Annotated in this window: 22 protein-coding genes; 8 read left to right on the forward strand and 14 right to left on the reverse strand. The window is 60.4% G+C overall.

Translation table 11 applies throughout. From position 1 onward, the window contains the following. Positions 1–211: 211 nt before the first annotated feature. From RTE01_RS11900 to syd, 4 genes are all read right to left on the reverse strand, one after another. Positions 212–655, reverse strand: a complete 444-nt coding sequence (locus RTE01_RS11900) for a flavodoxin (RefSeq protein WP_141335050.1) — start codon at positions 653–655, stop codon at positions 212–214. 2 nt (positions 656–657) lie between these two features. Beyond that, entirely contained in the window at positions 658–1452 is a 795-nt protein-coding gene (gene truC, locus RTE01_RS11905; protein WP_041146984.1) for a tRNA pseudouridine(65) synthase TruC, read from the reverse strand. Continuing rightward, positions 1452–1781 carry a YqcC family protein gene (locus RTE01_RS11910; protein WP_041146985.1) on the reverse strand — a complete coding sequence of 110 codons (330 nt, stop codon included), beginning with the start codon at positions 1779–1781 and terminating at the stop codon, positions 1452–1454. Before RTE01_RS11910 ends, truC begins: the two co-directional genes overlap by 1 nt. Before the next feature lie 631 nt (positions 1782–2412). Continuing rightward, positions 2413–2958, reverse strand: coding sequence for a SecY-interacting protein (gene syd, locus RTE01_RS11915; protein WP_115192009.1), 546 nt, complete (start codon positions 2956–2958; stop codon positions 2413–2415). Positions 2959–3026: 68 nt separating this feature from the next. Between syd and queF the strand changes: the two genes are divergently transcribed. The 5 genes from queF (at position 3027) to RTE01_RS11945 (ending at position 9785) form a co-directional block, all read left to right on the forward strand. Continuing rightward, entirely contained in the window at positions 3027–3872 is an 846-nt protein-coding gene (queF, locus tag RTE01_RS11920) for an NADPH-dependent 7-cyano-7-deazaguanine reductase QueF (protein ID WP_123552067.1), read from the forward strand. 113 nt (positions 3873–3985) lie between these two features. Further along, complete coding sequence (gene ppnN / locus RTE01_RS11925; RefSeq protein WP_041146988.1) at positions 3986–5353, forward strand: nucleotide 5'-monophosphate nucleosidase PpnN; 1368 nt, start codon at positions 3986–3988, stop codon at positions 5351–5353. A 630-nt stretch (positions 5354–5983) separates the two neighbouring features. Beyond that, a complete protein-coding gene (locus RTE01_RS11935) occupies positions 5984–7273 on the forward strand; it encodes an HAAAP family serine/threonine permease (protein ID WP_041146990.1) in 1290 nt (429 codons plus the stop codon). Positions 7274–7330: 57 nt separating this feature from the next. Then, on the forward strand, positions 7331–8698 hold the full coding sequence (locus RTE01_RS11940; RefSeq protein WP_041146991.1) for an L-serine ammonia-lyase: 1368 nt from the start codon (positions 7331–7333) through the stop codon (positions 8696–8698). 148 nt (positions 8699–8846) lie between these two features. Further along, positions 8847–9785, forward strand: a complete 939-nt coding sequence (locus RTE01_RS11945) for a sulfonate ABC transporter substrate-binding protein (RefSeq protein WP_134527488.1) — start codon at positions 8847–8849, stop codon at positions 9783–9785. Between the two features lie 35 nt (positions 9786–9820). On the opposite strand, the gene RTE01_RS11950 is transcribed toward RTE01_RS11945, so the two are convergent. The 8 genes from RTE01_RS11950 to ssuD all read right to left on the reverse strand — a co-directional run bounded on the left by RTE01_RS11950 (position 9821) and on the right by ssuD (position 19290). Continuing rightward, positions 9821–11044, reverse strand: a complete 1224-nt coding sequence (locus tag RTE01_RS11950) for an acyl-CoA dehydrogenase family protein (protein WP_134528632.1) — start codon at positions 11042–11044, stop codon at positions 9821–9823. Between the two features lie 10 nt (positions 11045–11054). Next, positions 11055–12476: an MFS transporter gene (locus RTE01_RS11955; RefSeq protein ID WP_041146994.1), complete on the reverse strand. Its 1422-nt coding sequence runs from the start codon at positions 12474–12476 to the stop codon at positions 11055–11057. A gap of 170 nt (positions 12477–12646) precedes the next feature. Further along, on the reverse strand, positions 12647–13525 hold the full coding sequence (locus RTE01_RS11960; protein ID WP_134527491.1) for a MetQ/NlpA family ABC transporter substrate-binding protein: 879 nt from the start codon (positions 13523–13525) through the stop codon (positions 12647–12649). Continuing rightward, positions 13522–14220, reverse strand: coding sequence for a methionine ABC transporter permease (locus RTE01_RS11965; protein WP_041146996.1), 699 nt, complete (start codon positions 14218–14220; stop codon positions 13522–13524). Before RTE01_RS11965 ends, RTE01_RS11960 begins: the two co-directional genes overlap by 4 nt. After that, complete coding sequence (locus RTE01_RS11970) at positions 14217–15236, reverse strand: methionine ABC transporter ATP-binding protein (RefSeq protein ID WP_134527494.1); 1020 nt, start codon at positions 15234–15236, stop codon at positions 14217–14219. The genes RTE01_RS11965 and RTE01_RS11970 overlap by 4 nt, the downstream gene beginning before the upstream one ends. After that, positions 15233–16639 (reverse strand): LLM class flavin-dependent oxidoreductase, encoded by a 1407-nt coding sequence (locus tag RTE01_RS11975; protein ID WP_041146998.1) that lies wholly within the window; start codon positions 16637–16639, stop codon positions 15233–15235. The genes RTE01_RS11970 and RTE01_RS11975 overlap by 4 nt, the downstream gene beginning before the upstream one ends. Before the next feature lie 39 nt (positions 16640–16678). Beyond that, on the reverse strand, positions 16679–18073 hold the full coding sequence (locus RTE01_RS11980) for an FAD/NAD(P)-binding protein (RefSeq protein WP_134527497.1): 1395 nt from the start codon (positions 18071–18073) through the stop codon (positions 16679–16681). 44 nt (positions 18074–18117) lie between these two features. Beyond that, the gene (ssuD, locus tag RTE01_RS11985; protein WP_115192000.1) at positions 18118–19290 is read right to left on the reverse strand and encodes an FMNH2-dependent alkanesulfonate monooxygenase; all 1173 of its coding nucleotides are present in this window, start codon (positions 19288–19290) and stop codon (positions 18118–18120) included. A 271-nt stretch (positions 19291–19561) separates the two neighbouring features. Here ssuD and RTE01_RS11990 point away from each other — a divergent pair, with 271 nt between their 5' ends. Beyond that, on the forward strand, positions 19562–21505 hold the full coding sequence (locus RTE01_RS11990) for a sigma-54-dependent Fis family transcriptional regulator (protein ID WP_134527509.1): 1944 nt from the start codon (positions 19562–19564) through the stop codon (positions 21503–21505). A 156-nt stretch (positions 21506–21661) separates the two neighbouring features. Beyond that, on the forward strand, positions 21662–22417 hold the full coding sequence (gene xni / locus RTE01_RS11995) for a flap endonuclease Xni (RefSeq protein ID WP_045857486.1): 756 nt from the start codon (positions 21662–21664) through the stop codon (positions 22415–22417). Positions 22418–22490: 73 nt separating this feature from the next. Here the strand turns inward: xni and fucO are convergent, their stop codons facing one another. Continuing rightward, positions 22491–23639, reverse strand: a complete 1149-nt coding sequence (fucO, locus tag RTE01_RS12000; RefSeq protein ID WP_134527521.1) for a lactaldehyde reductase — start codon at positions 23637–23639, stop codon at positions 22491–22493. A gap of 27 nt (positions 23640–23666) precedes the next feature. Next, a complete protein-coding gene (fucA, locus tag RTE01_RS12005; protein ID WP_041147004.1) occupies positions 23667–24314 on the reverse strand; it encodes an L-fuculose-phosphate aldolase in 648 nt (215 codons plus the stop codon). A 565-nt stretch (positions 24315–24879) separates the two neighbouring features. Between fucA and fucP the strand changes: the two genes are divergently transcribed. Beyond that, positions 24880–26190 carry an L-fucose:H+ symporter permease gene (gene fucP, locus RTE01_RS12015; RefSeq protein ID WP_041147005.1) on the forward strand — a complete coding sequence of 437 codons (1311 nt, stop codon included), beginning with the start codon at positions 24880–24882 and terminating at the stop codon, positions 26188–26190. Positions 26191–26208: the final 18 nt, after the last annotated feature.

Consider the following 26208-nt stretch of genomic DNA (forward strand, 5'->3'; position numbering starts at 1 on the left):
GCCGGTGACGGTGCAAACGGCAGGAGTGTGAAATGTCTCTCTTGACCCGGTGAAAACAGGCGCAAAAAACCACTTTTAGCCAGTGGTTTTTAGGCAGGTGCCTGAACCCCTGACGGGCGGGCGCGGGTATGATCCTGTTGAGCGTTTATCCGGCGCTGGCCTTCAGAAGGGACGCCCTCTACGTAGGGGGAGAGCGTCACTTTTCATCCGCTTATTCGAGCAGGGTCGCCCACTGTTCAACCCACGGGTTGGACACGCCTTCGGGCTCCGGGTCTTCGCTGGCGTCGATCGTCAGCATGTCGCCGATGCGCTTTGCGCCCTGCTCCTGCAGCAGCGCATCAAAGGTCTTGCCGCCGCCGCAGAAGTTAGCGTAGGTGCTGTCGCCGAGCGCAATGATTCCGTAGCGCAGGTGCGGCTGGTACATATCCTTAATGCCTTCGTACAGCGGAATGATGCTGTCCGGCAGATCGCCCTGTCCGGTCGTTGACGTCACGACCAGAACGTATTTGCCGCTGTAGGGCTCCCAGTCCTGAACCTCCGGGTCTTCGAACACCTTCGCCTTGTGGCCCAGGCCGCTCAAAATGGCTTCAGCTTCTTCAGCGACCAGCAGCGCGTTACCGTACATCGTACCGACAAAAATTCCGACTTCTGCCATCTTTATCTCCCTGGATTGACCTCAATCCGTTCATCCTGACCGCTGTCGTCTGCAAACTCAACCCTTTCATTTAACGGCAGAAGGCCTCGCCAGCCAAACTGCGACAGCGCCCGCATCCACACGTCGTCCAGGCTGGCGCGAATGACCAGCGGCTCGCCGGTAAACGGATGGGTTAACGAGAGCTGGCTGGCGTGCAGCATCAGGCGGTCGCAGGCAAAGTTTTCAACCGCGCTGCGGTTCTGGCGCAAATCACCGTGCTTGCTGTCGCCGATAATCGGGTGGCGCAGGTGGGAGAGATGGCGACGCAGCTGGTGCTTACGCCCCGTTTTCGGCTCCAGCTCAACCAGGCTATAGCGCGTCGTCGGATAGCGTCCGGTGGCGACCGGCATCTCAACCGTCGCCAGGCCACGATAGTGGGTGACCGCCGGCTGCGGGCCTTTATCTTCGCGCGCGAATTTGTCGGCTATTTTATCCAGCTCTTCAACCAGCGGATAATCGAGCAGCGCCTCTTCGGTCAGCCAGCCGCGGGCAATGGCGTGGTAGCGTTTTTGCATCTGGTGCAGCTCAAACTGCTGCGACAGTCGTCTTCCCGCCTCGCTTGATAGCCCCATCAGCAGCACGCCGGAGGTCGGTCTGTCGAGGCGATGGGCGGTAAAGACGTGCTGACCAATCTGATCGCGCACCGTTTGCATGACCACCACTTTCTCATCGCGATCCAACCAGCTGCGGTGGACCAGCCAGCCGGAGGGCTTATTGACCGCCACCAGCCACTCGTCCTGATAGATAATTTCCAGCATCAGGCGTCGTCGCTCGCAAAAAGGGTATCCAGCAGCAGCAGCTCAGCCAGCACGCGATCGCGCAGCGGGTGGGCGGCATCAAGGGCCACCTCATAATAAGGGGCGACGGCAAAACTCTGCGGCAGCGGCTGCTCAGCGTCCAGCAGCTGATGCATACGCGGGATCAGCACCCACTGCAGCCACTCCAGCGGCTCCATAGTATCCATGCAGAACGGGCTGTCGCTGGCAAAAGCGCTGCTTTGCGGCGCGTTTTCCTGCCAGTACTGCGTTTCGCGCAGTAGCGCTTCAATAGCGTGCAGGCGCTCGCGCACGCTGAGGTGAAGAGTCATGGGGAAACCTCGATGAGTTGTAAACCGGCGCAGAATAGCAAATTCAGAAGAGAAATAAAAAAAGGGAGCACTGTATAAACAGTGCTCCCGGTTCGTTTCGCAGCAATCCAGCTACATTGGTGCTCCCTGCTCGTCCGTGAAAACTTTTCCTGAGGTCTCCTGACCATGTTCATCCATAAACCAGTGCGTCCTGCTTTCACACCACCCCGATGTGAAATTACCTGTCCTTAAGTCTATCCCGATCTTCCTGATCCACCGTTCATCATGAGCGGCTCACGTTCTCCATCCTGGAGGTGTCCTTTACGCCATCCTGCGTTATCCTGTGCTTCATCCTGAAGCCTGTCCTTGCTACGCCTTCCCGGCGGGTCCTGCAGAAGTGTCATCATCCTGATGTTCACTTCATTTCGCGACTTCCTGTCGACGTACATAGGATCACTGATTCCGCCTCGTCTTACAACCCTTCATACGACAATCTCTTAAGATTAGTCACCACTAAAAAAGACCATATAAAACCTAACCATATGAATTAAAATAGTTTATTAAATATTAAATAGTTGAAAAATGACTTAAATGATGACGATCTCTTACAGGTATTGTAAGAGATCTCTCACAAACGGACCGGCATAATGGATTACACAACCGGCTCGAGCTGGTTGAGAAAACTCGCCAGGGAGGCAGAAAGGGTCGTACGTTTGCGCGTGCCGAGGGTCTCTTTGAGGACTTCGCCGCTGACGTTACAAACGGAGATAACGTCCAGCTCGCTGTCCAGCGTGGCGATAAACAGGGTCGGCGACAGCTTCAGGCGTTTTTGCACCACCAGGTGGCCGATCAGATTTTCCTGCATGCGCTGGAAGTCATCCGGGCTCCAGGCCTGCAGCAGGGTCATCGTTTCGCCCGCAAAGCGCGCCTGCATATCGCCGGCGAACTGGGTGGTATAATAACTATGAGCCGGCTGTTGTACCACAATATCGAAGGCCCTTTCAACCGCGCTGATATTGGCGGGGAGAGAAAAGGGCTGCGGCTGCCAGAAAACGGCGTCGGCGTCCGTCGCGCTGATGCAGGGCGACGGGATGCCGTAAAGCTCTTCGCTGCGCGGCAGGCTTGCGCGCTGCTGCTGCCAGGCGTCGCAATAACGTTGGGTAAATGCTTGCAGCGCTTCTGCGGTCTGATTGTCCACCGGTTTCTCTCTTCACGTTAGCCAGGATACACTTAGCGAATAGTGTACCCGCTTTACTATGGTGAAACATGTCTTCTTATGAGAATCATCAGGCCCTCGCTGGCCTGACGCTCGGTAAATCAACCGATTACCGTGATACCTACGACGCGTCCCTGCTGCAGGGCGTGCCGCGCAGCCTGAACCGCGATCCGCTGGGCCTGCACGCCGACAGCCTGCCCTTCCACGGCGGCGATATCTGGACGCTGTACGAGCTCTCCTGGCTGAATGCAAAAGGTCTGCCGCAGGTTGCGGTGGGCCACGTCGAGCTGAGCGATACCAGCGTGAACCTCGTAGAGTCGAAGAGCTTTAAGCTCTATCTCAACAGCTTCAACCAGACCCGATTTGCCGACTGGCAGGAGGTGCAGGCGACCCTGACGCGCGACCTTAGCGCCTGCGCCCAGGGCGAGGTCACGGTTGCGCTCTATCGCCTCGACGAACTCGAAGGCCAGCCGGTAGCCCATCTGCACGGCACCTGCATCGACGATCAGGATATCGAAGTTGATAACTATGAATTCAGCACCGACTACCTGCTGGACGCTGCCGGCGACAAAATCGTCGAAGAGACGCTGGTGAGCCATCTGCTGAAATCCAACTGCCTGATCACCCATCAGCCGGACTGGGGTTCGGTGCAAATCCAGTATCGCGGGCCAAAAATCGATCGCGAAAAGCTGCTGCGCTACCTGGTCTCGTTCCGCCACCATAACGAGTTTCACGAGCAGTGCGTCGAGCGGATCTTCAACGACCTCCTGCGCTTCTGCCAGCCGCAGTCGCTCTCCGTCTACGCCCGCTACACCCGCCGTGGCGGCCTCGACATCAACCCGTGGCGCAGCAACGCGGACTTTGTTCCCGCTATCGGCCGTCTCGCGCGTCAGTAGGCAAAATATTTCACACTTTGCGTGCGTTCACGCGTACGCAAGGTTGTGAAAACGCCGCAGGCAGGGCTATTGTAATCACAGGAAGACGATAATCGTCCTGTTAAGGAGTTCACTTGATTACACATGTTAGCCCGCTTGGTTCAATGGATATGCTGTCACAGCTGGAAGTGGATATGCTTAAACGCACCGCCAGCAGTGACCTGTATCAACTCTTTCGCAACTGTTCGCTTGCCGTGCTCAACTCGGGGAGCCTGACCGATAACAGCAAAGAGCTGCTGTCTCGTTTTGAAAACTTCGATATTAACGTGCTGCGTCGCGAACGCGGCGTGAAGCTGGAACTGATCAACCCGCCGGAAGAGGCGTTCGTTGACGGGCGGATTATCCGTTCCCTGCAGGCCAACCTGTTTGCCGTGCTGCGCGACATTCTGTTCGTTTACGGGCAGATTCATAATACCGTTCGTCTGCCGAACCTCGACCTCGAAAGTTCGGTGCATATCACCAACCTGGTGTTCTCGATTCTGCGCAACGCCCGCGCCCTGCACGTCGGCGAAGCGCCCAATATGATTGTCTGCTGGGGCGGTCACTCGATTAATGAGACCGAATATCTCTACGCCCGCCGCGTCGGGACCCAGCTCGGCCTGCGCGAGCTGAATATCTGCACCGGCTGCGGCCCGGGCGCGATGGAAGCGCCGATGAAAGGCGCCGCGGTTGGCCATGCCCAGCAGCGCTACAAAGACAGCCGCTTTATCGGCATGACCGAACCTTCGATTATTGCCGCCGAGCCGCCGAATCCGCTGGTGAACGAACTGATCATCATGCCGGATATCGAAAAACGCCTTGAGGCCTTCGTGCGCATCGCCCACGGTATCATTATCTTCCCGGGCGGGGTGGGTACGGCGGAAGAGCTGCTCTATCTGCTGGGCATTTTGATGCACCCGGCCAACAAGGCGCAGGTGCTGCCGCTGATCCTCACCGGACCAAAAGAGAGCGAGAACTATTTCCGCGTGCTGGATGAGTTCATCGTCCACACCATGGGCGAATCGGCGCGTCGCCACTACAAGATTATCATTGACGACGCCAGCGAAGTGGCGCGTCAGCTGAAGAAAGCGATGCCGCTGGTCAAAGAGAGCCGCCGGGAAACCGACGACGCCTACAGCTTTAACTGGTCGATTCGTATTTCGCCGGACCTACAGATGCCGTTCGATCCGACGCACGAGAACATGGCCAACCTCAAGCTCTATCCGGACCAGCCGGTAGAAGTGCTGGCCGCGGATCTGCGCCGCGCCTTCTCCGGGATCGTCGCCGGGAACGTCAAAGAGGTCGGCATCCAGGCGATTGAAAAATTCGGCCCGTATAAGCTGCACGGCGATGCGGAGATAATGCGCCGGATGGACGATCTGCTGCAGGGCTTTGTCGCCCAGCACCGCATGAAGCTACCGGGCGGCAGCGCCTATATCCCTTGCTATGAAATAGGCTCCTGAGCCCTGTTCTGACCCTCCCGGGCGGCGGCTAACGCCCTGCCCGGGCAATCCAACCCGCTCTCCTGCTCTCCAGCGCACCTCCGCTCCCGCTCTCCCGCTCTCCCGTTCTCCCGTTCTCCCGTTCTCCCGTTCTCCCGTTCTCCCGTTCTCCCGTTCTCCAGCACGATAATCTGCTGACCCCGGCTCTCCCGCGCCTCCTTTCTGAAATCTATTTTCTTTGTGAATGTTTTGTAGCTTTTTACAAAGCCAATCGTTTGCCTTTCCAAAAACAGCAATAAATATCACCACAAAAAAGATATTTGAGAGCTAAAACATCGAGAACATCCCATTTTTACAGCGCAAACCTCGTTATTACGCTGCCACGCTTTTATCTCATATGCTGCGAATGTTAGCCTTCGCACCACAAATCTCTGGCTGAACATCAGAAACAGACTGTTGGACTAAAAATATCCACCCTGAAAGTGGATTATTGCAATTGAGATCGCGATCACTGATAGATTTCCAATATGAATGTATCTTTCCGCCCCACTTGTTACGGAGAAAATCACTAAAAAACCGTAAACAAACGAATTTAATACTACTTAATTGATTTTATTTATTATTTTTTGTCGCTTCCTCCAGGAGATACAGATGGAAACCACGCAAACCAGCACTATCGTTTCGGGCGAAACCCGCAGCGGATGGCGTAAAACAGATACCATGTGGATGCTGGGCCTGTACGGCACGGCTATCGGCGCGGGCGTTCTGTTCCTGCCGATCAACGCCGGCGTCGGCGGTATGATCCCCCTGATCATCATGGCTATTTTGGCTTTCCCGATGACTTTCTTTGCCCACCGCGGGATGACCCGTTTTGTGCTGTCCGGTAAGAATCCGGGAGAAAACATCACCGAAGTCGTAGAAGAACACTTTGGCGTTGGCGCAGGTAAGCTCATTACCCTGCTCTACTTCTTTGCTATCTACCCGATTCTGCTGGTGTATAGCGTTGCGATTACCAATACCGTCGAGAGCTTTATGCTGCACCAGCTGCAGATAACGCCGCCGCCGCGCGCTATTCTGTCGCTGATCCTGATCGTCGGGATGATGACCATCGTTCGCTTCGGCGAGCAGATGATTGTGAAAGCGATGAGCGTACTGGTCTTCCCGTTTGTGGTCGCCCTGATGATTCTGGCACTCTATCTGATCCCTGAGTGGAACGGCGCGGCGCTGGAAACCCTCTCCCTGAGCAGCGCAACCTCTACCGGCAACGGCCTGTGGATGACTCTGTGGCTGGCGATCCCGGTGATGGTGTTCTCGTTTAACCACTCGCCGATCATCTCCTCCTTCGCCGTGGCGAAGCGTGAAGAGTACGGTCAGGACGCTGAGAAGAAATGCTCCAGCATCCTCGCTCGCGCTCACATCATGATGGTGATTACGGTGATGTTCTTCGTCTTCAGCTGCGTACTGAGCCTCTCCCCTGCGGACCTGGCGGCAGCGAAAGATCAGAACATCTCGATTCTCTCGTACCTGGCGAACCACTTTAACGCCCCGCTGATTGCCTGGATGGCGCCGATCATTGCGATGATTGCCATCACTAAATCCTTCCTCGGCCACTATCTCGGCGCCCGTGAAGGCTTTAACGGCATGGTGATTAAATCCCTGCGCGGTAAAGGTAAATCCATCGAAATCAACAAGCTGAACAAGATCACTGCGCTGTTCATGCTGGTCACCACCTGGATTGTGGCGACGCTGAACCCCAGCATTCTCGGCATGATCGAAACCCTCGGCGGCCCGATTATCGCGATGATTCTGTTCCTGATGCCGATGTACGCGATTCAGAAAGTCCCGGCGATGCGCAAATACAGCGGCCACGTCAGCAACGTCTTCGTTGTGCTGATGGGCCTGATTGCTATCTCCGCTATTTTCTACTCCCTGTTCAGCTAATCTCCCCCTCGCGCCGCCCGCCGGCGGCGCGCTTTCCGACAGTTCTGGATGTGCACCATGATCAGCGTATTCGATATCTTTAAAATCGGCATCGGCCCTTCCAGCTCCCACACCGTGGGGCCAATGAAAGCGGGCAAACAATTCACCGACGACCTTATCGCACGCGGGCAGCTTGCCGACGTCACCACCGTCATCGTCGACGTATACGGCTCCCTTTCCCTGACCGGCAAAGGCCACCATACCGACATTGCGATTATTATGGGCCTGGCAGGCAACATGCCCGATAGCGTCGACATTGACGCCATTCCGGCGTTTATTCAGGACGTCAACACCCACGGGCGCCTGATGCTGGCAAACGGCCAGCAGGAAGTCGACTTCCCGGTAGACCGCTGCATGAATTTCCATGCCGACAATCTGTCGCTGCATGAAAACGGCATGCGCATTACTGCCCTCGGCGGCGATAAGGTGCTCTACACCCAGACTTACTACTCCATCGGCGGCGGTTTTATCGTCGACGAGCAGCACTTCGGCCAGAGCAACGACGCGCCGGTGGCCGTGCCTTATCCCTACAAAAACGCGGCTGATTTACAGCGACACTGCAGCGAAAGCGGGCTTTCGCTTTCCGGCCTGATGATGCAAAACGAGCTGGCGCTGCACAGCAAAGAAGAGCTGGAGCAGCACTTTTCCGCCGTCTGGGACGTGATGAGCGGCGGTATCGAGCGCGGCATCAGCACCGAAGGGGTGCTGCCGGGCAAGCTGCGCGTCCCGCGCCGCGCCGCGGCGTTACGCCGGATGCTGGTCAGCCAGGACAATACCAACAGCGATCCGATGGCGGTCGTTGACTGGATTAACATGTTCGCCCTCGCGGTGAACGAAGAGAACGCCGCCGGCGGACGCGTGGTCACCGCGCCAACCAACGGCGCCTGCGGGATCGTGCCTGCGGTACTGGCCTACTACGATAAGTTTATCCGCAAGGTTAACGCCAACTCGCTGGCGCGCTACCTGCTGGTCACCAGCGCGATTGGCTCGCTGTATAAGATGAACGCCTCGATTTCCGGCGCCGAAGTGGGCTGCCAGGGCGAAGTTGGCGTCGCCTGTTCAATGGCAGCGGCCGGCTTAACCGAACTGCTGGGCGGCAGCCCTGGCCAGGTGTGCATCGCCGCCGAAATCGGTATGGAGCACAACCTCGGCCTGACCTGTGACCCGGTTGCCGGCCAGGTTCAGGTGCCGTGCATCGAGCGTAACGCCATCGCCGCGGTGAAGGCCGTCAACGCCGCCCGGATGGCGCTGCGCCGCACCAGCGAACCGCGCGTATGTCTCGATAAGGTTATCGAGACGATGTACGAAACCGGCAAGGATATGAACGCCAAGTACCGCGAAACGTCGCGCGGTGGCCTGGCGATGAAAATCGTGACCTGCGATTAATGCCTCTCCCGGCGGACGATCGTTCGCCGGGACTCTCTCCGCATCCCCGCCTGAAAGCCATTTCGGTTATATAAATTAAAATTTAGTTATTTATTGGTTATAAGGACGATTTGCTACCTTACGGGAAACCGCTACAGGAGAACAAATCATGTCAAAAAGGTTCCATCTGGCCCTGCTGCCGCTGCTGCTCGGTCTGTCCGCTTCCGCGCTGGCTAAGACGCCGGAAACCGTCAACATTGGCTACCAGAAGGCCAATATTTTCGCCCTGTTGAAATATCGCGGCACCCTCGATGAGACCTTCAAAAAAGAGGGGATCGCCGTGCGCTGGGTGGAATTCCCGGCCGGTCCACAGATGCTGGAAGGGCTAAACGTCGGCAGCATCGACCTGGCGGCCACCGGCGACGCCCCGCCGGCCTTCGCTCAGGCGGCGCAGGCGGATCTGGTTTATCTCGCCCACTCCCCGGCGAACCCCAAAACCGAAGCCATCGTGGTGCCGGAAAACTCAACTATTCGCAGCGTCACCGACCTGAAAGGCAAGCGCGTGGGGCTGAATAAAGGCTCGGACGTCAACTATCTGCTGGTCACCGCGCTGGAAAAGGCCGGGCTGAGCTATAAAGATATCACTCCGGTCTATCTGCCTCCGGCCGACGCCCGCGCCGCCTTCCAGCGCGGTGCCATTGATGCCTGGGTTATCTGGGATCCGTACCTTGCCGAAGTTGAAACCAACGCTAAGGCGCGGCAGATCCGCAACGCCGAAGGGCTGGTGCCGCACTACACCTTCTATCTCGCCAGCCGTAAATTTGCTGAATCCTATCCGGATACCGCGAAGCAGGTCGTTGATGAGCTGGGCAAGCTGAGCGACTGGGCCAACGCCCATCAGGACGATGCCGCCGGGATTTTGTCGACCTCCACCGGACTGGATAAGGCTATCTGGTTGAAGGCGCTGGCCCGCCTGCCCTACGGCGCCGAGCGCATGACGCCCGCGGTCTATAACGAACAGCAGGCGCTGGCGGATACCTTCACCCGCGTTGGCCTGCTGCCGGTCAAAGTGGACGTGCGCAGCGCCACCTGGTCGCAGGATAAGTAGTGTTTACCGGCGACGGCTTTCCGTCGCCGCTCTCTTTACTCCTGCGTTTTCTCGCCGTTACCTATCTGCCAGATAAAGGTCGGCGCTTCGCCGTTGACCAGCCAGCTGCCGATGTTGCGCGCTTTATAGATAACCGGATTGTGCGAGGCCACCGTGCGCGCGTTGCGCCAGTGGCGATCGAGCGCTTTGTCGACCCGGGTGTCCGACGCGTCGAGGGCGTTAAACAGCTCGGTCGCCGCCCGCGGTATCCAGTCGCTGGCAATCACCTGCGCCTGCGCCGCCTCCACTTCCGCCAGACGATTACGCTGCGCAATCAGCGCCTCGTCGCCGCTGGCGTGAACGATATAGGCCTGCTGTAAAGACTCCGCCGCCTGCAGCACCGCCGCGCGGGTCGCCCACGCCCAGCTGCTGATTTGCCCGACCACCTGCAGCACCTGAGGATCGTCGCGCGGCACGGCGGCGTTGCCGTGGCTGTACATACGGGAGCGTTTTTTCACCCCTTCGGCGGCATCGCGCTCTACCGCCAGGCCGATACCCGCCAGCGTCGCCAGTAAGATATGCTGATAGAAAGCGGTCTGGTAGCGAAAACGCTCGGCAAAATCGTAGACGTGCTCCTGCTCAACCTGCGCCTGCCGGAAGCGGGTGGTGCCGCTGCCGGTCAGACGCTGGCCAAAGCCGTCCCAGTCGTCCTCGCGCTCCACCCCACTCTGCCTGGTACTGACCAACGCTATCACGTCGCCACCGTTGTCGCTGCGGCGGGCAAAGACGTCAATCCAGTCGGCGTACAGCGTTCCGGTGCTGTAAAACTTCTCGCCGCTTAGCCGCCAGCCGCGCTCGTCCGGCGTCACCTGAGTATTCACCTCCCCCAGCTTCACCGCCCCGATCTCGGTCCAGCCGCTGCCCACCAGCTCCCCGTCGCGAAAACGCTGGAACCAGCGATCGCGCTGCGCGGAGTCCGGCTGATTCAGACGGTCCTCAACAAAGGCAAAATGGGCGCGCAGCGCCTGCGGCAGGTTTGAATCAGCCTCGGCCAGCTCAATCAGCAGGGCAATCAGCTGCGGCAGCGACGCCCCCCAGCCGCCCTTTTCCCGCGGGATGCGCAGCGTGCCGAATCCCGCCTCCTTCAGCCAGCGAATCGGCTCCTCGGGCAGAATGCGCTGCTGCTCGCGGCTGGCCGCCCCTTGCGCAATGCGCGAGAAAATCGGCCGAAAGGCCGCCGCCAGCTGTTCATAATCGGTACCGGTAGAAAGTAGTGTCATCATCTGTTCCTTAATGGTGGCTGTCGTCAATGTCGTGACGCGTCGGCTCGTGGCGAACCGCAAGCAGGAAGAAGATCGGAATAAGGGCGGCCAGCGATACCACCCAGAACATCTGCGTGCCGAGAGAGGCCTGCAGCAGCGGCAGCACGAACAGCGCCAGCGCGCTGCCGATCCCGGAGAGCGCCCGGCTGAAGCCGACGCCGGTGGCGCGAATCGCGGTTGGATAGGAGAGCGCCGGATAGATCATCAGCTGCGCGCCGGGGCCAAAGCCCTCGGCAAACAGCCACAGCCCAAGCATCGCCATCGCCAGCACCACGCCGACGGTGGCCTGCGGCTGGCCCACCAGCGCAAGCACAATCAGGGCGATAAACTGCAGCGCGAAGCCGGCAATCGCCACGTGGCGCGACGGATATTTCCACGCCAGATGCATCCCCAGCAGCCCGCCGGTAAAGGCAAACAGCGCGTTCAGCCCCAGCGAAGCGGAGATGGTTTCAAACACGCCGGCGCCGAGAAACTGCGCGAGGATCGACGGCAGGAAAAAGGCGATGGCGGTGTACTCAAAGGAGATACAGATATTCATCACCCCGGCAACGACGGTGCGCTCGCGGTACGGCTTTTCAAACAGCACGCGGAAGCTCACCTTCGGCGGCGGCGCGGGGCGTTCGGCCGGCGCCTCATGGGCGGCAATGCCGTAAGAGTCGCGCAGAATACGTACCGCCGAGGTCAGGTCTCCCTGGTTTGCCGCCCACAGCGGCGATTCATTCATAAATTTTCTGCGCACGGCGATAATCAGCAGCGCCGGAACCGCGCCAAACAGCAGCGAGGCGCGCCACAGCCAGTCGAGATGCTCCTTTGGCAGCACAAAATAGAGCCCGAAGATAATCAGAAAACAGACCGTCGAGGCGGCGTACCACATCGGGCACCAGGCGGCGAGGCGCGAGGCCTTGTTGCCTTTGCCGGTAAAACGGGAGAATTCAGCGAGGTAGGACATAGCGACCGGCAGATCGATACCGACGCCGATGCCCATCAGGAAACGGGCGCCGATCAGCACCCAGACGTTGGGTGCCAGCCCCGCGGCGATAGCCGAGACGACAAAAAACAGCATATCGGCCATAAACACCGAATAGCGGCCATATTTATCCGTCAGCCAGCCGCCGATCAGGTTACCAAAAATGGTACCGACCATAATGGATGAGGTGACCAGGCCGGTCAGCAGCGGCGACAGCTGAAATTCGCGCACCACGTCATCAATGCCGTAGGAGAGCGTGGTTAAATCATAGGCGTCAAGGAAGACGCCGCCGAGAGCGAGGAAGACAATCATCCGCGCATATTTAGCCCGATCCTTGCCCGAATTAATTAGCCGCGCCACGTCCCCGACGCTACTCACCGGCGCGGAGGCCACGCCGGGATTATCAACAGACAGCGTACTCATGTTTTCACCTTATTATGTTGTGCAGGTGATCGCAGTTATAGGCCGACCCTTGATAAAGGGGAACCAACAAAAACGCATATAAAAATCAATATATTCAATAAGTTAATTAAATAAAACGACAGCATCAGGACGGGCCTTCGCCCGTCCTGCGAGATACTCATCAGCGCAGATTATTCAGCGGAAACCGGCACCAGCACGTCTTTCACCAGCGGATCGTCGGTGTTTTTCAGCCAGGTCTGGATGCGCGGGCCGGAAAAGGCCTGCTTTAATTTGACGATATTCTCCTGCGACAAATAAGGCGTGCCGATGACCAGCTGCGACGCGAAGGTGCGCGGTGCCGGCGGGAATAGAATGCCTCGGTCCCGCGACACCTTTCCGGCATCAAACTGCGAGACGTAGCCGATTGCCGCATCGACCGAATTGAGCGCCCGCGGCATGGTGAGCAGATCCAGCTCTTTGAAATTAAACTGATGCGGGTTGCCGACGATATTTTTCAGCTTCGCCGTGCGCGGCTCCACCGCCGGGTCGAGCGTAATCAGGCCGATGCGCTGCAGCAGCCACAGCGCCTGCCCCTGGTTGGCGCCATCGTCCGGCACCACGATCGTCGCTCCGTTCGGCAGATCCTTGACCGACTTATAGCGATCGGAGTAAATCCCAAAGGCCCACTGGAACACCGGCACCGTGGTGGAAAGCGCGAAGCCGTTGGCGTCCACCACCTGCTTGAGCCACCACTGGTGCTGATAGATGGTTCCGGCGTACTCCCCTTGCGCTACCGCGCGATCCGCCTGCACCGGATCCTGTACACCCACCGCCTCCAGCTTCAGGCCATAGTCCGGCGCGATATGCTCGCCGATGTACTCAATGATCCGCTGCTCGCCGGCCATCGCCGGTTCATAGTGAATTTTCAATGTGGTGCCGAACACCACCTGCTGCGACTGAGCCTGCCCCCGCCACCACCAGAAGGCGGCGGCCAGCGCCACAATCACTACCAGCGCCGCCAGCCACGGCCAGCGGCGGGCCTTACGTAACTCAAACTGTTCTGTTGTCATGAAGAGATCCCCTGCGTGTGGCGAAGTTTGTTGACCAGACGGTCACCGAAAAATTGAATCAGCTGGATAGTGGCGATCAGCGCGATAATGGTGGCGATCATGATGTGATTGTCGAAGCGCTGGTAGCCGTACACCACCGCCAGATAGCCGATCCCTCCCGCGCCGATGGTGCCGGCAATGGCGGAATATTCGATCATCGACACCAGGTTGAGCGTTACCGCCGCCACCAGCGCGGGCAGGGCTTCGCTCAGCTGGGCGCTGCGGATAATCTGCCAGCGCGAGCCGCCGCAGACGATCCCGACGGCGGTGACCTCCGCCGGCAGCTCGCGCAGGGCGTTCTCCACCAGCCGGCCAAAAAACGGCACTCCGGCGGCGATCATCGGCACCACCGCGGCAGGAATGCCGATCGTGGTCCCGGTGAGCCAGAAGGTGAAGGGAATGATCGCCGCCATCAGCACCAGAAACGGCAGGGAGCGCCCCATGTTCACCACCCAGTTCAGCACCCGGTAGAGCGCGGCGTGCGGGAACAGCCCCCGTGACGAAGCGTTGAACAGCACCACCCCGACCGCTCCGCCGAGGGTCACCACAAACAGCATCACAATGGCCACCATCAGCCAGGTTTCACCGTAGGCGGGCAGCAGCAGCGTATGGATCTCGCTCCAGGGCGTATCCTGGCTGATTACCGAAGGTTTCATACCGCCTCCTTGAGCTCAGGCGCGCCGTCGAGGACCTCGGCCGCGATGCCGAGCTGCGCCAGCAGCGCCAGCATCCTACCTGCCGACAGACGCTCGCCCTGAAAGCGCACCCCCGCCTGCAGCCGCCCTGCCAGCCGGCCGTTTATCACCTCAACGTGGCCGCCGAGCAGGTCAATTTGCAGCGCAAACTGCTGGCTCAGGCGGCTGATCCAGTCGGTGGCCACCGGCACATCCCAGCGATAGCTCAGGCGCAGCAGCAGATCGCTATGGGCCGCCACCGGAGAGAGCGGCAGCAGCTGCTGGCCGAGCAGAGAGTCCGGGCGCGCCAGCAGCTCTTTCACCTCGCCGAACTGGAGGATCGTGCCGTCGCGAATTTCCGCAACCGCATCCGCCGCCGCGCGTACCGCGTCCATCTCGTGGGTAATCAGCACGATCGCCAGCCGGTACTCATCGCGCAGGCGCTTAAGCAAATTGAGCACCGCAGCGGTGGCCTGCGGGTCCAGGCCTGAGGTGGCCTCGTCCGCCAGCAGCACCGAAGGACGCAGCGCCAGGGCGCGGGCGATGCCGATACGCTGGCGCTGGCCGCCGGAGAGCTGGGCCGGCCAGGCGTCGGCCTTATCGCTCAGGCCGACGCTCTCCAGCAGTTCGCCCACCCGGGCTTTGACATCCCGCTCCACTACCCCGAGGTACTCCAGCGGCAGAGCGATATTTTGCCAGGCCGTTTTACGGTTCAGCAGCGCCGAGGACTGGAAAACGGTGCCGATCGCCCGCCGCTCGCGGCGCAGCGCCTCGCCGCGGAGTAGCGACAGGTCGTTGCCGTTAACCCGGATGCTGCCGCTGTCGGGACGCTCCAGCAGGCTGATGCAGCGCGCAAGGGTCGATTTACCCGCGCCGCTTGGCCCCACCACCGCGGTGATCGAGCCGGTTGGCACCCGCAGCGACAGCCCTTTCAGCACCTCGCTGACCCGCCCGCCCGCCGTGCAGTAGCTTTTATGCAGGTCGTCTATCTCAATCATGTCACCTTCTCCCCCGCCCCGGCGTCGATGCGCACGCCGCGCCGGTAGCCGGCTCCCGGATGCGGGGCCACCAGCCGCGGCCCGGCGCCGAACAGTTTTTCGCGCAGGGTGCCTTCGCGGTACTCCTGCTTGAAGACGCCGCGCTTTTGCAGCTCGGGGATCAGCAGCTCCACCACGTCGCGGAAGGTTTCGTGGGTCACCGCGTAGGCGAGGTTAAAGCCATCGACATCGGTCTCCTCGACCCACGACTGCAGCTCGTCGGCCACGGTTTCCGCGCTGCCGACGATCAGGGGGCCAAAGCCGCCAATGCCCACCCAGTCGGCCAGCGCCTGCACCGTCCACTGACGGTCAGGATCGGCGGTGGAAAAGGCCTCAACCGCCGACTGAATGGCGTTGGTATGCAGATATTTCAGCACCTGATCCGGCTGATACTGGCCGAAGTCGATCCCGGTCCAGCCGGAGATCAGCGCCAGCGCCCCCTCGTAGCTGACGTAGGATTTATACTCCTGCCATTTGGCCTGCGCCTCGCGGTCGGTTTCGCCGACGATCACCGTTTGCAGATTGAAAATCAGGATGCTGCGCGGATCGCGTCCGGCCTCCTCGGCGCGGCGGCGAATGTCGGCCACCGTCTTTTTAAGCAGCGTTTTTGACGGCGCGGCGACAAACACGCACTCGGCGTGCCCGGCGGCAAACTGCTTCCCGCGGCTCGATGCCCCGGCCTGATAGAGCACCGGCGTGCGCTGCGGCGACGGCTCGCAGAGGTGGATCCCCGGCACCGAGAAGAAGTTGCCCTGGTGGTTGATCGGGTGGATTTTCTGCGGATCGCTGAAGATCCCCCGCTCGCGATCGCGCAGCACTGCCCCGTCTTCCCAGCTGCCTTCCAGCAGCTTATAGACCACGTCGAGATACTCGTCGGCGTAGTCGTAGCGCGCATCGTGATCGGTCTGCGCCTGATGACCGATGTTGCGCGCCCCGCTTTCGAGGTACGAGGTCACGATATTCCAGCCCACCCGGCCTTTGGTCAGATGGTCAAGGGTCGACAGCCGGCGGGCAAACGGATAGGGATGCTCAAACGACAGCGAGGCGGTCAGGCCAAAGCCGAGATGCTCCGTCACCAGCGCCATCGGGGTAATCAGCGCCAGCGGATCGTTCACCGGCACCTGCGTCGCCTGGCGAATGGCGGCATCGCCGCTGCCGTTCAGCACGTCGTAGATGCCCAGCACGTCGGCAATAAACAGGCCGTCAAACTTACCGCGCTCGAGAAGGCGCGCGAGGTCAACCCAGTAGTCCAGATCCTTGTACTGCCATGAGCGGTCGCGCGGGTGGGTCCACAGCCCCGGCGACTGGTGGCCGACGCAGTTCATATCAAAAGCATTAAGACGAATTTCGCGTTGTGATGACATAGCACTTCTCCAGGGCGCGTCCCGACAGGGGGCGCACGCTTAATCATGAATAACGAAAGAACCATCAAGCCCCAGCGTCGCCAGCGCTTCAGCCGCCACCGCGGCGGCATGGTCGGCGACCTGCGGCAGACCCATCAGCTCGCCAAAACGTCCTCGCGCCGCCGGGCCAGAAATCAGCACCTTTGGCGTCATCGTGCCCTCGCGGCCGATCGCCCTTGAGCGCGAATCGACATCGAGCCCGAGCCCCAGCGCGTCGGCGCGGATCAGCCCGTCCCGCGCCAGGTCGCGCAGCAGCGGCTGGCTGTCGGTCAGGCCGCCGTGCGCGGGGCCGGTGGTGAGGATCAGGCGATCGACGGTCAGCAATTGAGGGTCGCCGCGGCGCGGGCTCAGGGTCAGAGTCAGCCGACCGGCATCGCCCTCCAGCGCCGTCAGCCTTGCCGCCAGCACCTTCAGGCTACCGTCGCGCTGGCGCTGGCTTAGCACATCCGCGACCTGCGGGGCGATGCGGTAGCGATGCACATCCCAGTAGCTGCGCAGATGGCGCAGGAAGCGCTGGCGGTCTGCCAGGCTCAGCCCCTGCCAGATGCTCTGCCCCTGGTTACGCACCGCGTCCAGCACCACCTGCCACGGCTGGCCCTGCTCGGCGGCGTGACGAATATCTTCCCGCACCCGCCGCAGCCGCAGGCGCAGCGAGCCCTCGCGATAGTCGCCGGGCCACAGCTCGGCGGCGCCGCTGATGTTCCCGCGGGGCAGCAGGCCGTGGCGCGAAAATGCCGTCACCGGGCCGCGATGGCCGAGCCGCGCCAGGGTGGCGATGGTGTCGGCCATGGTCAGCCCGGTGCCCATCACCGCCACCCGCGCATCCGGCACAACGTCGGCAAGCGCATCTGCACGCCACGGGTTGGCAATCAGCGCCGGATGGTCGCGAAACGGGACCGCCAGGCGCGGCAGCGCCGGCGGCGGATGGCTCACCGCAAGGATCAGCAGATCGCTTTGCAGCAGCCGGCCGCCGGCGGTGGTGACGCCGCGCTGGCCATAGCTCAGCGCCTCTTCCCGCAGGTGCACCAGCCGTCCGTCGCTCGCCCGCAGCGCCTCGGCAAAACGCTGGCTGACGTAGCGGCCAAACTGGCCGCGCTGCGGATAGAGCGCCCCGTCCTCACGCCGCGCCTGCGGGTCGTCGGCGAACGCCGGCTGGTCGCGATACCAGCGGTCGAAAGCGCCCTCCTCCTCGCCGGCCAGCTGCATCCGCGCGGCGGGGACGTTGATGCGATGGGAGGGCTCGGCGGTGGAGTAGGCCACCCCCGCACCGGGCACCGCGCGCGGCTCCAGCAGCGTCACCCGCAGCCCGTTTGGCGCCAGGCGCAGCAGCTCAATCGCCACCGCAGCGCCGCTGAACCCGCCGCCGATAATGACCACCTGCGGTTCAGCGCTCATCGGCAATCCCCCTCTGGAGGCAGAAAAGCATGTCCACCTCCCGCTCAGCTGGCGCTGACCTGTTTAACCGGCCGCTTATCGCCGCCGATGGTTTCGCCAAACGGGCCGGTATTCACGCTGCGCGCTTTCGGCTGGGCGCTGCCGGCAAGCGGCAGCAGCGGCATGACCAGGTCGGCAAAGCGGTGGGCCTCTTCGAGATGCGGGTAGCCGGAGAAGATAAAGTTGGTGATGCCGAGGGCCTGATATTCGCGAATGCGATCCGCGACCTGCTGCGGGCTGCCGACCAGCGCCGTGCCCGCTCCGCCGCGCACCAGACCAACGCCCGCCCACAGGTTCGGGGCGATGCGCAGGTTGTCGCGGGAGCCGTTATGCAGGGCGCTCATCCGCGCCTGGCCTGCGGAATCCATGCGGGCAAATATTTTTTGCGCCTGGGCGATGGTGTCGTCATCCAGATGGGCAATCAGGCGATCGGCGGCGGCCCAGGCCTCCTCTTCCGTTTCGCGCACGATCACGTGCAGGCGAATGCCGTACTGCAGGGTGCGGCCGCGGGCGGCGGCGCGCTCGCGCACGATGGCCAGCTTCTCCGCCACCAGCGCCGGCGGCTCGCCCCAGGTCAGATAGCTATCGATTTGCTCAGCGGCAACGTCAATGGCTTCCTCCGAAGAGCCGCCGAAGTAGAGCGGCGGGCCGTTCTCCTGCACCGGCGGGAAGAGCACTTCTGCCCCTTCAACCTGGATATGCTCGCCGTGATAATCCACCTTCTCGCCTTTCAGCAGGCGCGAGTAAACGTCCAGAAACTCGCGGGTCACCTGATAGCGCTGGCTATGGTCGAGGAAAATTCCGTCGCCCTTGTTCTCCACCGGATCGCCGCCGGTGACCACGTTGATCAGCAGCCGGCCCTCCGACAGGCGGTCAAGGGTTGCCGCCATACGCGCCGCCAGCGTCGGCGGCTGCAGCCCCGGACGTACCGCCACCAGATAGCGCAGGCGGCGGGTTAACGGCGCCAGCGCGGCGGCGACCAGCCAGGAGTCTTCGCAGCTTTTGCCGGTGGGGATCAGCACGCCGTAGTAGCCGAGGCTGTCGGCGGCCAGCGCAACCTGCTGTAAATACGCTAAATCAACGGGACGTCCGCCTTCGGTGGTGCCCAGATAGCGGCCGTCGCCGTGGGTGGGTAAAAACCAAAACACGTTGATCTTATCGCTAGCTTTCTGCGTCATTATCCATTTCCTATATAACCATATTCGATATTCATCGAAGAGTTGTTTAAATTTGGTTATATAGGTGTTAGCGATAATCGTGCCAACGCGGCAATGAAATTTAAGGCAATAAAATCAAAGTATTAATAAAATCACTCGCCCGCCAGGCTGTTGCAAATGCGTCAGCGGATGGGGTGAGGCTGCCGCGTTTGCAACAAAACCACAGGGTTTGCCCGTGTTTATCACCGCCGACAGAGGATAAGTTCAAGGCGTTATTTAGCGGAGGACTCCCATGCTTAATCCTGAACCCCCGGCCGATACCCCGGTGCTGATCGACCCGGCGTCAAAGGCCTTTCAGAACCTGTTGGATAAACTGGCGCCCACCGAGGCCACCGTGCTGATCGTCGGTGAAACCGGCACCGGTAAAGAGGTGGTCGCCCGCTACCTGCATCACCACAGCAGCCGCCGCCAGCAGCCTTTTCTTGCCGTGAACTGCGGCGCGCTCACCGAGAGCCTGGCGGAAGCGGAGCTCTTCGGTCACGAGAAAGGGGCGTTTACCGGCGCGGTGCAGAGCCATCCCGGCTGGTTTGAGGCCGCCGAGGGCGGCACGCTGCTGCTCGATGAGATTGGCGAGTTAAGCCTGCCGCTGCAGGTGAAGCTGCTGCGCGTGCTGCAGGAGCGTGAGATTACCCGCGTCGGCTCGCGCAAGGCGGTCAAAGTCAACGTGCGGGTGATTGCCGCCACCCACGTGGATTTGGCGCAGGCGATCCGCGAACGCCGCTTTCGTGAAGACCTCTATTACCGCCTGAATATCGCCATCGTCCCGCTGCCGCCGCTGCGCCAGCGCCGCCAGGATATTCCCCTGCTGGCCAACCATTTCCTGTCGCTCTACGCCCGCCGGCTGGGACGCCCGACCCGCTATCTGGCACCGGAGGCGCTGGACCGGCTGATGGACTACCCGTGGCCCGGCAATATCCGCGAGCTTGAAAACACGCTGCATAACGCGGTCCTGCTCAGCAGAGAGGAGGAGATTACGCCGGCCCAGCTGCGCCTGACCACGCTGCACGCCGCGCCGCTGACGGCGACGGATATTGAGCTGGACGACTTTATCCACCAGCAGCTCGCCCAGCCCGGCGACGCGCTGTGGGAGCGCATGACCGGCGCGCTGATCCGCGGCGCCATGGCCCACTGCGACGACAATCAGAGCCAGGCCGCCGCCCTGCTGGGGATAAGCCGCCACACCCTGCGCACCCAGCTGGCCAATATTGGCGTAATTAAAAGCCGCCGCCGGGTGGAGTCGGCGCCGCGCCGGCTGGCCGATGCCGCGTCCGTCGACCGCGAGCTGCGCATCGGCTATCAGCGCTTCGGCAATCTCGGCATTTTAAAGGCCCGTCAGAGCCTCGAAAGCGCCTTCGCCAGCCTCGGCGTCAGCGTGCTGTGGAGCGAATTCCCGGCCGGGCCGCAGCTGCTGCACGCCCTCGCCTGCAATGAGATCGATTTCGGCACTACCGGCGAAGCGCCGCCGGTCTTTGCCCAGGCCAGCAGCGCCGAGCTGGTGTACGTCGCGTGGGAGCCGCCGGCGCCGCAAAGCGTGGCGATGGTGGTGCCGCAGCATAGCGAGATCCGCACGCTCGGCGATCTGCGCGGCAGGCGTATTGCGCTGAATAAGGGCTCAAACGTGCACTGGCTGCTGCTGCAGATTCTGGAAGAGGCCGGGCTGGGCCTCAACGACGTGAAGGTGGTCTACATCCCGCCGAAGTATCCGCTCACCGCCAGCGATTATCTGGCGGTCGACGCGTGGATGATGTGGGACCCGCTGCTCAGCGACGCCGAGCATACCGGGGAGCTGCGGGTGGTCGCCAGCGGCGAGGGCCGGGTGCACAACCATCAGTTCTATCTCTCGCGCCGCGATTACGTCAACCACAACGGCGACATCATGCAGCGTCTGCTGCACGAGCTGACGCAAACCGGGCAGTTTATCGATAGCCGGCGCGAAGAGGCCGCCGGGCTGCTTGCCGCCGAATTAGGCATTAACGTCGATTCGCTGGCCCTCGCCCTCGCGCGGCGCAGCCATCGCCCGCGGATGATGGATCTGAAGGTCATCCGCGCCCAGCAGACCATCGCCGACCGCTTTTATGCCCTCGGGCTGATCGGCAAACCGGTTTCCGTGCGCGAAGCGGTGTGGTACGGCGAAGCGGCCCACAGCGACCTGAGCCTGCTGCTGCACGCCGATTAGGCCGCTTTGCGAGGCGCATTCCCGATTATCCCCGCGCCGATAGCCTACTGTACACGGCAATGATACCCTTACATTTATGAGAACACGGCTCGGGCACGGCGCCCGACCAGGCCGGTGGACCGCTCATCTGCCGGCATAAATGATAAGGAGAGACCTGTGGCCGTTCATCTGTTAATCGTCGACGCGCTCAATCTGATTCGCCGCATTCACGCGGTGCAGGGTTCGCCCTGCGTTGACACCTGCCTGCACGCGCTGGAGCAGCTGATCGTCCATAGTCAGCCAACGCACGCGGTGGCGGTATTTGATGATGAAGATCGCGCCCACAGCTGGCGGCACCAGCGCCTGGCGGAATATAAGGCCGGCCGCGCGCCGATGCCGGAGACGCTGGAGGCCGAAATGCCCGCGATCCGCGCGGCGTTTGAGCAGCGCGGAATACGCTGCTGGGCCCTGGCGGGCAGCGAAGCCGACGATCTCGCCGCCACCCTGGCGATGAAGGTCGCCCAGGCCGGGCACCAGGCCACCATCGTCTCCACCGATAAAGGCTACTGCCAGCTGCTTTCGCCCACGGTTCGCATCCGCGACTACTTCCAGAAGCGCTGGCTGGACGCCCCTTTTATTGCCAACGAGTTTGGCGTGACTCCGCAGCAGTTGCCTGATTACTGGGGGCTGGCGGGCATCAGCAGCTCAAAAGTGCCGGGCGTGGCGGGTATCGGCCCCAAAAGCGCCGCCCAGCTCTTAACCGAGTTTACCGATCTGGAGGGGATTTACGCCCGTCTCGACGAGGTCGCGGAGAAATGGCGCAAGAAGCTGGAAGAGCATAAAGAGATGGCGTTCACCTGCCGCGAAATCGCCCGTCTGCAGACCGATTTACAGCTCGATGGCAATCTGCAGCAGCTGCGGCTGACGGCATAGTCGGTATAGCTGGCGGCCGCCGTTTAGCCGAAAAGGGCGATAGCCAGCATCGCCCTTAACCCTCCGGCAGCGTTTACCAGGCGCTATGGTAGAGCTCGATAATCTCCGCCAGGCTGGCTTCCCGCGGGTTGCCTCCGGTGCAAACGTCATCCAGCGCGGCCTGCGCCAGCGCCGGAATATCCTCTTTACGCACCCCGACATCGCGCAGATGCGGCGGGATCCCCACGTCGCGATTGAGCTTACACACCGCCTCTACCGCCGCCTGGCGGACCTCCTCTTCGCTTCTGCCTTCAACTTTCTCGCCCATCGCCCGGGCGATATCGGCAAACTTGCCTCCACAGTACGCGGCGTTGTAGCGCATCACGTGAGGCAGCAGAATGGCGTTGGCCACGCCGTGCGGGGTGTTGTAAAACGCGCCTAAAGGATGCGCCATGCCGTGCACCAGCCCGAGGCCGACGTTGGAAAACCCCATTCCGGCAATATACTGCCCCAGCGCCATTGCCTCGCCGGACCGGCTGTCGCCCGCCACCGAGCCGCGCAGCGCGCCGGCGATAATCTCTATCGCCTTCAGATGCAGCGCGTCGGTTAACGCCCAGGCCGCCCGCGTCGTGTAGCCCTCAATGGCATGGGTCAGCGCGTCAACGCCGGTGGCGGCCTTCAACGCCGGCGGCATCCCGTCCATCATGTCGGCATCGATAAACGCGACCTGGGGAATATCATGCGGATCGACGCAGACAAATTTACGCCGCTTTTCCTCGTCGGTGATCACGTAGTTGATCGTTACCTCCGCCGCGGTTCCGGCGGTGGTCGGGATAGCCATAATCGGCACGCTCGGCGCGCGGGTTGGCGATAGCCCTTCCAGGCTACGCACGTCGGCAAATTCGGGGTTAGCGCTGATGATCCCCACCGCCTTACAGGTATCCTGCGGCGAGCCGCCGCCGATGGCGATCAGATAATCCGCCCCGCTCTGCCTGAAGATGCGCAGCCCCTCCTGCACCACCGCAATCGTTGGGTTGGGGATCACCCCGGAAAAGATCTCCCACGCCAGGCCGGCGGCATCCATGCTGTCCGTCACCCGGCTAACCGCGCCGCACTGCACCAGCGTCTTATCGGTGACAATCAGCGCCTTACCATAGCCCCGACGCTTCACTTCATCGGCCAATGCCGCTACCGCCCCTCGGCCAAACCACGCCGTTTCGTTCAAAATCATTCTGTTCGCCATCGCCCGTCTCCTGTTTGCCGTGCGGGATCACTCTTCGATACGTAGCCCATAGGTTTTGAATTTTTCCAGGACGATGGCTATCGCTTCGTCGTCCAGTACCGGCACCGGATCGATAATCGCCAGCGTGCTGAGGTACAGCTGCGCCAGCACCTCCACCTCGTGCGCCAGCCACAGCGCTTTTTCCAGATTCTCTTCACAGGCAATCAGCCCGTGATGCTGCAGCAGGGTCGCCTTGCGGTTTTTTAGCGCCACGGCCACGTATTCAGAGAGCTCGCGCGTGCCGAAGGTGGCGTAGGGTGCACAGGGAATGGAGTTGCCGCCGGCGGCGGCAATCATGTAGTGGATCGCCGGAATGGGCCGGTTAAGGATCGATACTGCGGTGCAGTGAACCGCGTGGTTATGCACCACCGCCTGCGCGTCGGGGCGGGTCTGGTAGGCCGCCATATGAAAGCGCCACTCGCTTGACGGCAGCTTGCCCTGCTCATGCTGGCCGCTGGCGTCAATCCAGACGATGTGGGATTCGGTGAGCTTTTCGTAGGGGATACCCGTCGGCGTAATCAGCATGCCGCCTTCATAGCGCACGCTCACGTTGCCTGCGGTCCCCTGATTCAGCCCCAGCCGGGTCATTTCCAGGCAGGTATCAATAATCTGCCGCGCCAGCGTATTTCGTTCCATTATTTACCTCTCTCAGTGTTTCAAAACGGACCAACAGAATCCTCGCAAACCTCATCCCGGCTCTGTCGAATTAATCAGGTATTTACTCACCATCATCATATTGAATAACCAGAATGGAATTGACATCAGCGTATTCTGTGACCGCCATCAATTAATCACCGCGAATAAACACAGCGCCGGTTATTTTCCTCAAAGAAAACTGCCCGTTATTATTCTTGTTGTTTAAAACGGGCATTTCAGTTGCTCATTAACAATTGCCCGTTTGCGCAGCAATAAATTAAATCGGGCAGCACCGCTGTGGCTTTTAAATTAAATAATCTCAAACGGTCATTATTTTAGATAAATTAAAGTGATGCTAATCACATAAAGCCATTGTCTCTGGGTCAAATGTGACCGCCATCATATTAAAAGACGTTGTTTATTTGAAAATGAGTTCATGAGTTCATTCACGAGAGCATTTTATTCACCGCCGCTTAACCGGAACTCACCTTACTTTACCGGCTGGAGAGAGTAACCAGCCGCATGCTAAAGATGCTGGACACGCTTCTGAACTGATGAGGATGCTATGGGAAATACAACAATACAAACGCAGAGTTTTCGTGCGATAGATGTCGGACAGAGTAAGCGCTATATAATTCCATTCGCCCTGCTGTGCTCGCTATTTTTCCTGTGGGCCGTTGCCAATAACTTAAATGATATTTTACTGCCGCAGTTCCAGCAGGCTTTTACCTTAACCAACTTTCAGGCCGGGCTGATTCAATCAGCCTTTTATTTCGGCTACTTCGTCATTCCGGTCCCCGCCGGGATACTGATGAAAAAGCTCAGCTATAAGGCCGGAATAATTACCGGGCTATTTCTCTACGCTTTCGGCGCGGCCCTATTCTGGCCGGCAGCGGAAATAATGAATTACACTTTATTTCTGATTGGTCTTTTTATTATTGCCGCAGGACTGGGATGTCTTGAAACCGCCGCTAACCCTTTCGTTACGGTCCTTGGCCCGGAAAGCGGCGGGCATTTCCGCCTCAACCTGGCGCAAACCTTTAACTCCTTTGGCGCCATTATTGCCGTCGTCTTTGGGCAAAGTCTTATTTTGTCTAACGTGCCGCATCAATCTCAGGAAGTGCTCGATAAAATGGCGCCCGAGCAGCTCAGCGCCTATAAGCACAGCCTGGTGCTATCGGTTCAGACGCCGTACATGATTATCGTGGCGATCGTGCTGCTGGTTGCCGTGCTGATCGCGCTGACAAAATTTCCTTCTCTACAAAGCGACGACCATGTTGATAGCGAACAGAGCTCTTTGAGCGCCTCCTTCGCCAGGCTGGTGCGCATTCGCCACTGGCGCTGGGCGGTTCTGGCGCAGTTCTGCTACGTTGGCGCGCAAACCGCCTGCTGGAGCTATTTGATTCGCTATGCTATCGAAGAGATCCCCGGCATGACGCCCGGCTTCGCCGCGAACTACCTGACCGGCACCATGGTCTGCTTCTTCATCGGCCGCTTTAGCGGTACCTGGCTTATCAGCCGTTTTGCCCCGCATAAAGTGCTCGCCGCCTATGCCCTGCTGTCGATGGTGCTGTGCCTGATCTCCGCGCTCAGCGGCGGCCATATCGGCCTGCTGGCGCTGACGCTGTGCAGCGCGTTTATGTCGATTCAGTACCCGACCATTTTCTCCTTGGGGATCAAAAACCTGGGGCAGGACACCAAATACGGTTCGTCATTTATCGTCATGACCATTATCGGCGGCGGCATCGTCACGCCGGTGATGGGCTTTGTCAGCGATGCCGCGGGCAATATCCCGACCGCCGAACTGGTCCCGACGCTGTGCTTCGCCATCATCTTTATTTTTGCCCGTTTCCGTTCACAAACGGCAACCCACTGAACATTTTCCGCATAACGT

Source organism: Klebsiella terrigena, assembly GCF_006539725.1.
GTDB lineage: Bacteria > Pseudomonadota > Gammaproteobacteria > Enterobacterales > Enterobacteriaceae > Klebsiella > Klebsiella terrigena.

Coding starts and splice junctions, on each gene's coding strand:
- RTE01_RS11950 (WP_134528632.1), bottom strand. CDS start 11,044: ATGACACTACTTTCTACCGGTACCGATTATGAACAGCTGGCGGCGGCC.
- RTE01_RS11935 (WP_041146990.1), top strand. CDS start 5,984: ATGGAAACCACGCAAACCAGCACTATCGTTTCGGGCGAAACCCGCAGC.
- RTE01_RS11965 (WP_041146996.1), bottom strand. CDS start 14,220: ATGAAACCTTCGGTAATCAGCCAGGATACGCCCTGGAGCGAGATCCAT.
- RTE01_RS11975 (WP_041146998.1), bottom strand. CDS start 16,639: ATGTCATCACAACGCGAAATTCGTCTTAATGCTTTTGATATGAACTGC.
- RTE01_RS11940 (WP_041146991.1), top strand. CDS start 7,331: ATGATCAGCGTATTCGATATCTTTAAAATCGGCATCGGCCCTTCCAGC.
- fucP (WP_041147005.1), top strand. CDS start 24,880: ATGGGAAATACAACAATACAAACGCAGAGTTTTCGTGCGATAGATGTC.
- RTE01_RS11955 (WP_041146994.1), bottom strand. CDS start 12,476: ATGAGTACGCTGTCTGTTGATAATCCCGGCGTGGCCTCCGCGCCGGTG.
- RTE01_RS11900 (WP_141335050.1), bottom strand. CDS start 655: ATGGCAGAAGTCGGAATTTTTGTCGGTACGATGTACGGTAACGCGCTG.
- RTE01_RS11970 (WP_134527494.1), bottom strand. CDS start 15,236: ATGATTGAGATAGACGACCTGCATAAAAGCTACTGCACGGCGGGCGGG.
- RTE01_RS11910 (WP_041146985.1), bottom strand. CDS start 1,781: ATGACTCTTCACCTCAGCGTGCGCGAGCGCCTGCACGCTATTGAAGCG.
- queF (WP_123552067.1), top strand. CDS start 3,027: ATGTCTTCTTATGAGAATCATCAGGCCCTCGCTGGCCTGACGCTCGGT.
- fucA (WP_041147004.1), bottom strand. CDS start 24,314: ATGGAACGAAATACGCTGGCGCGGCAGATTATTGATACCTGCCTGGAA.
- truC (WP_041146984.1), bottom strand. CDS start 1,452: ATGCTGGAAATTATCTATCAGGACGAGTGGCTGGTGGCGGTCAATAAG.
- RTE01_RS11980 (WP_134527497.1), bottom strand. CDS start 18,073: ATGAGCGCTGAACCGCAGGTGGTCATTATCGGCGGCGGGTTCAGCGGC.
- RTE01_RS11945 (WP_134527488.1), top strand. CDS start 8,847: ATGTCAAAAAGGTTCCATCTGGCCCTGCTGCCGCTGCTGCTCGGTCTG.
- RTE01_RS11990 (WP_134527509.1), top strand. CDS start 19,562: ATGCTTAATCCTGAACCCCCGGCCGATACCCCGGTGCTGATCGACCCG.
- RTE01_RS11960 (WP_134527491.1), bottom strand. CDS start 13,525: ATGACAACAGAACAGTTTGAGTTACGTAAGGCCCGCCGCTGGCCGTGG.
- fucO (WP_134527521.1), bottom strand. CDS start 23,639: ATGGCGAACAGAATGATTTTGAACGAAACGGCGTGGTTTGGCCGAGGG.
- ssuD (WP_115192000.1), bottom strand. CDS start 19,290: ATGACGCAGAAAGCTAGCGATAAGATCAACGTGTTTTGGTTTTTACCC.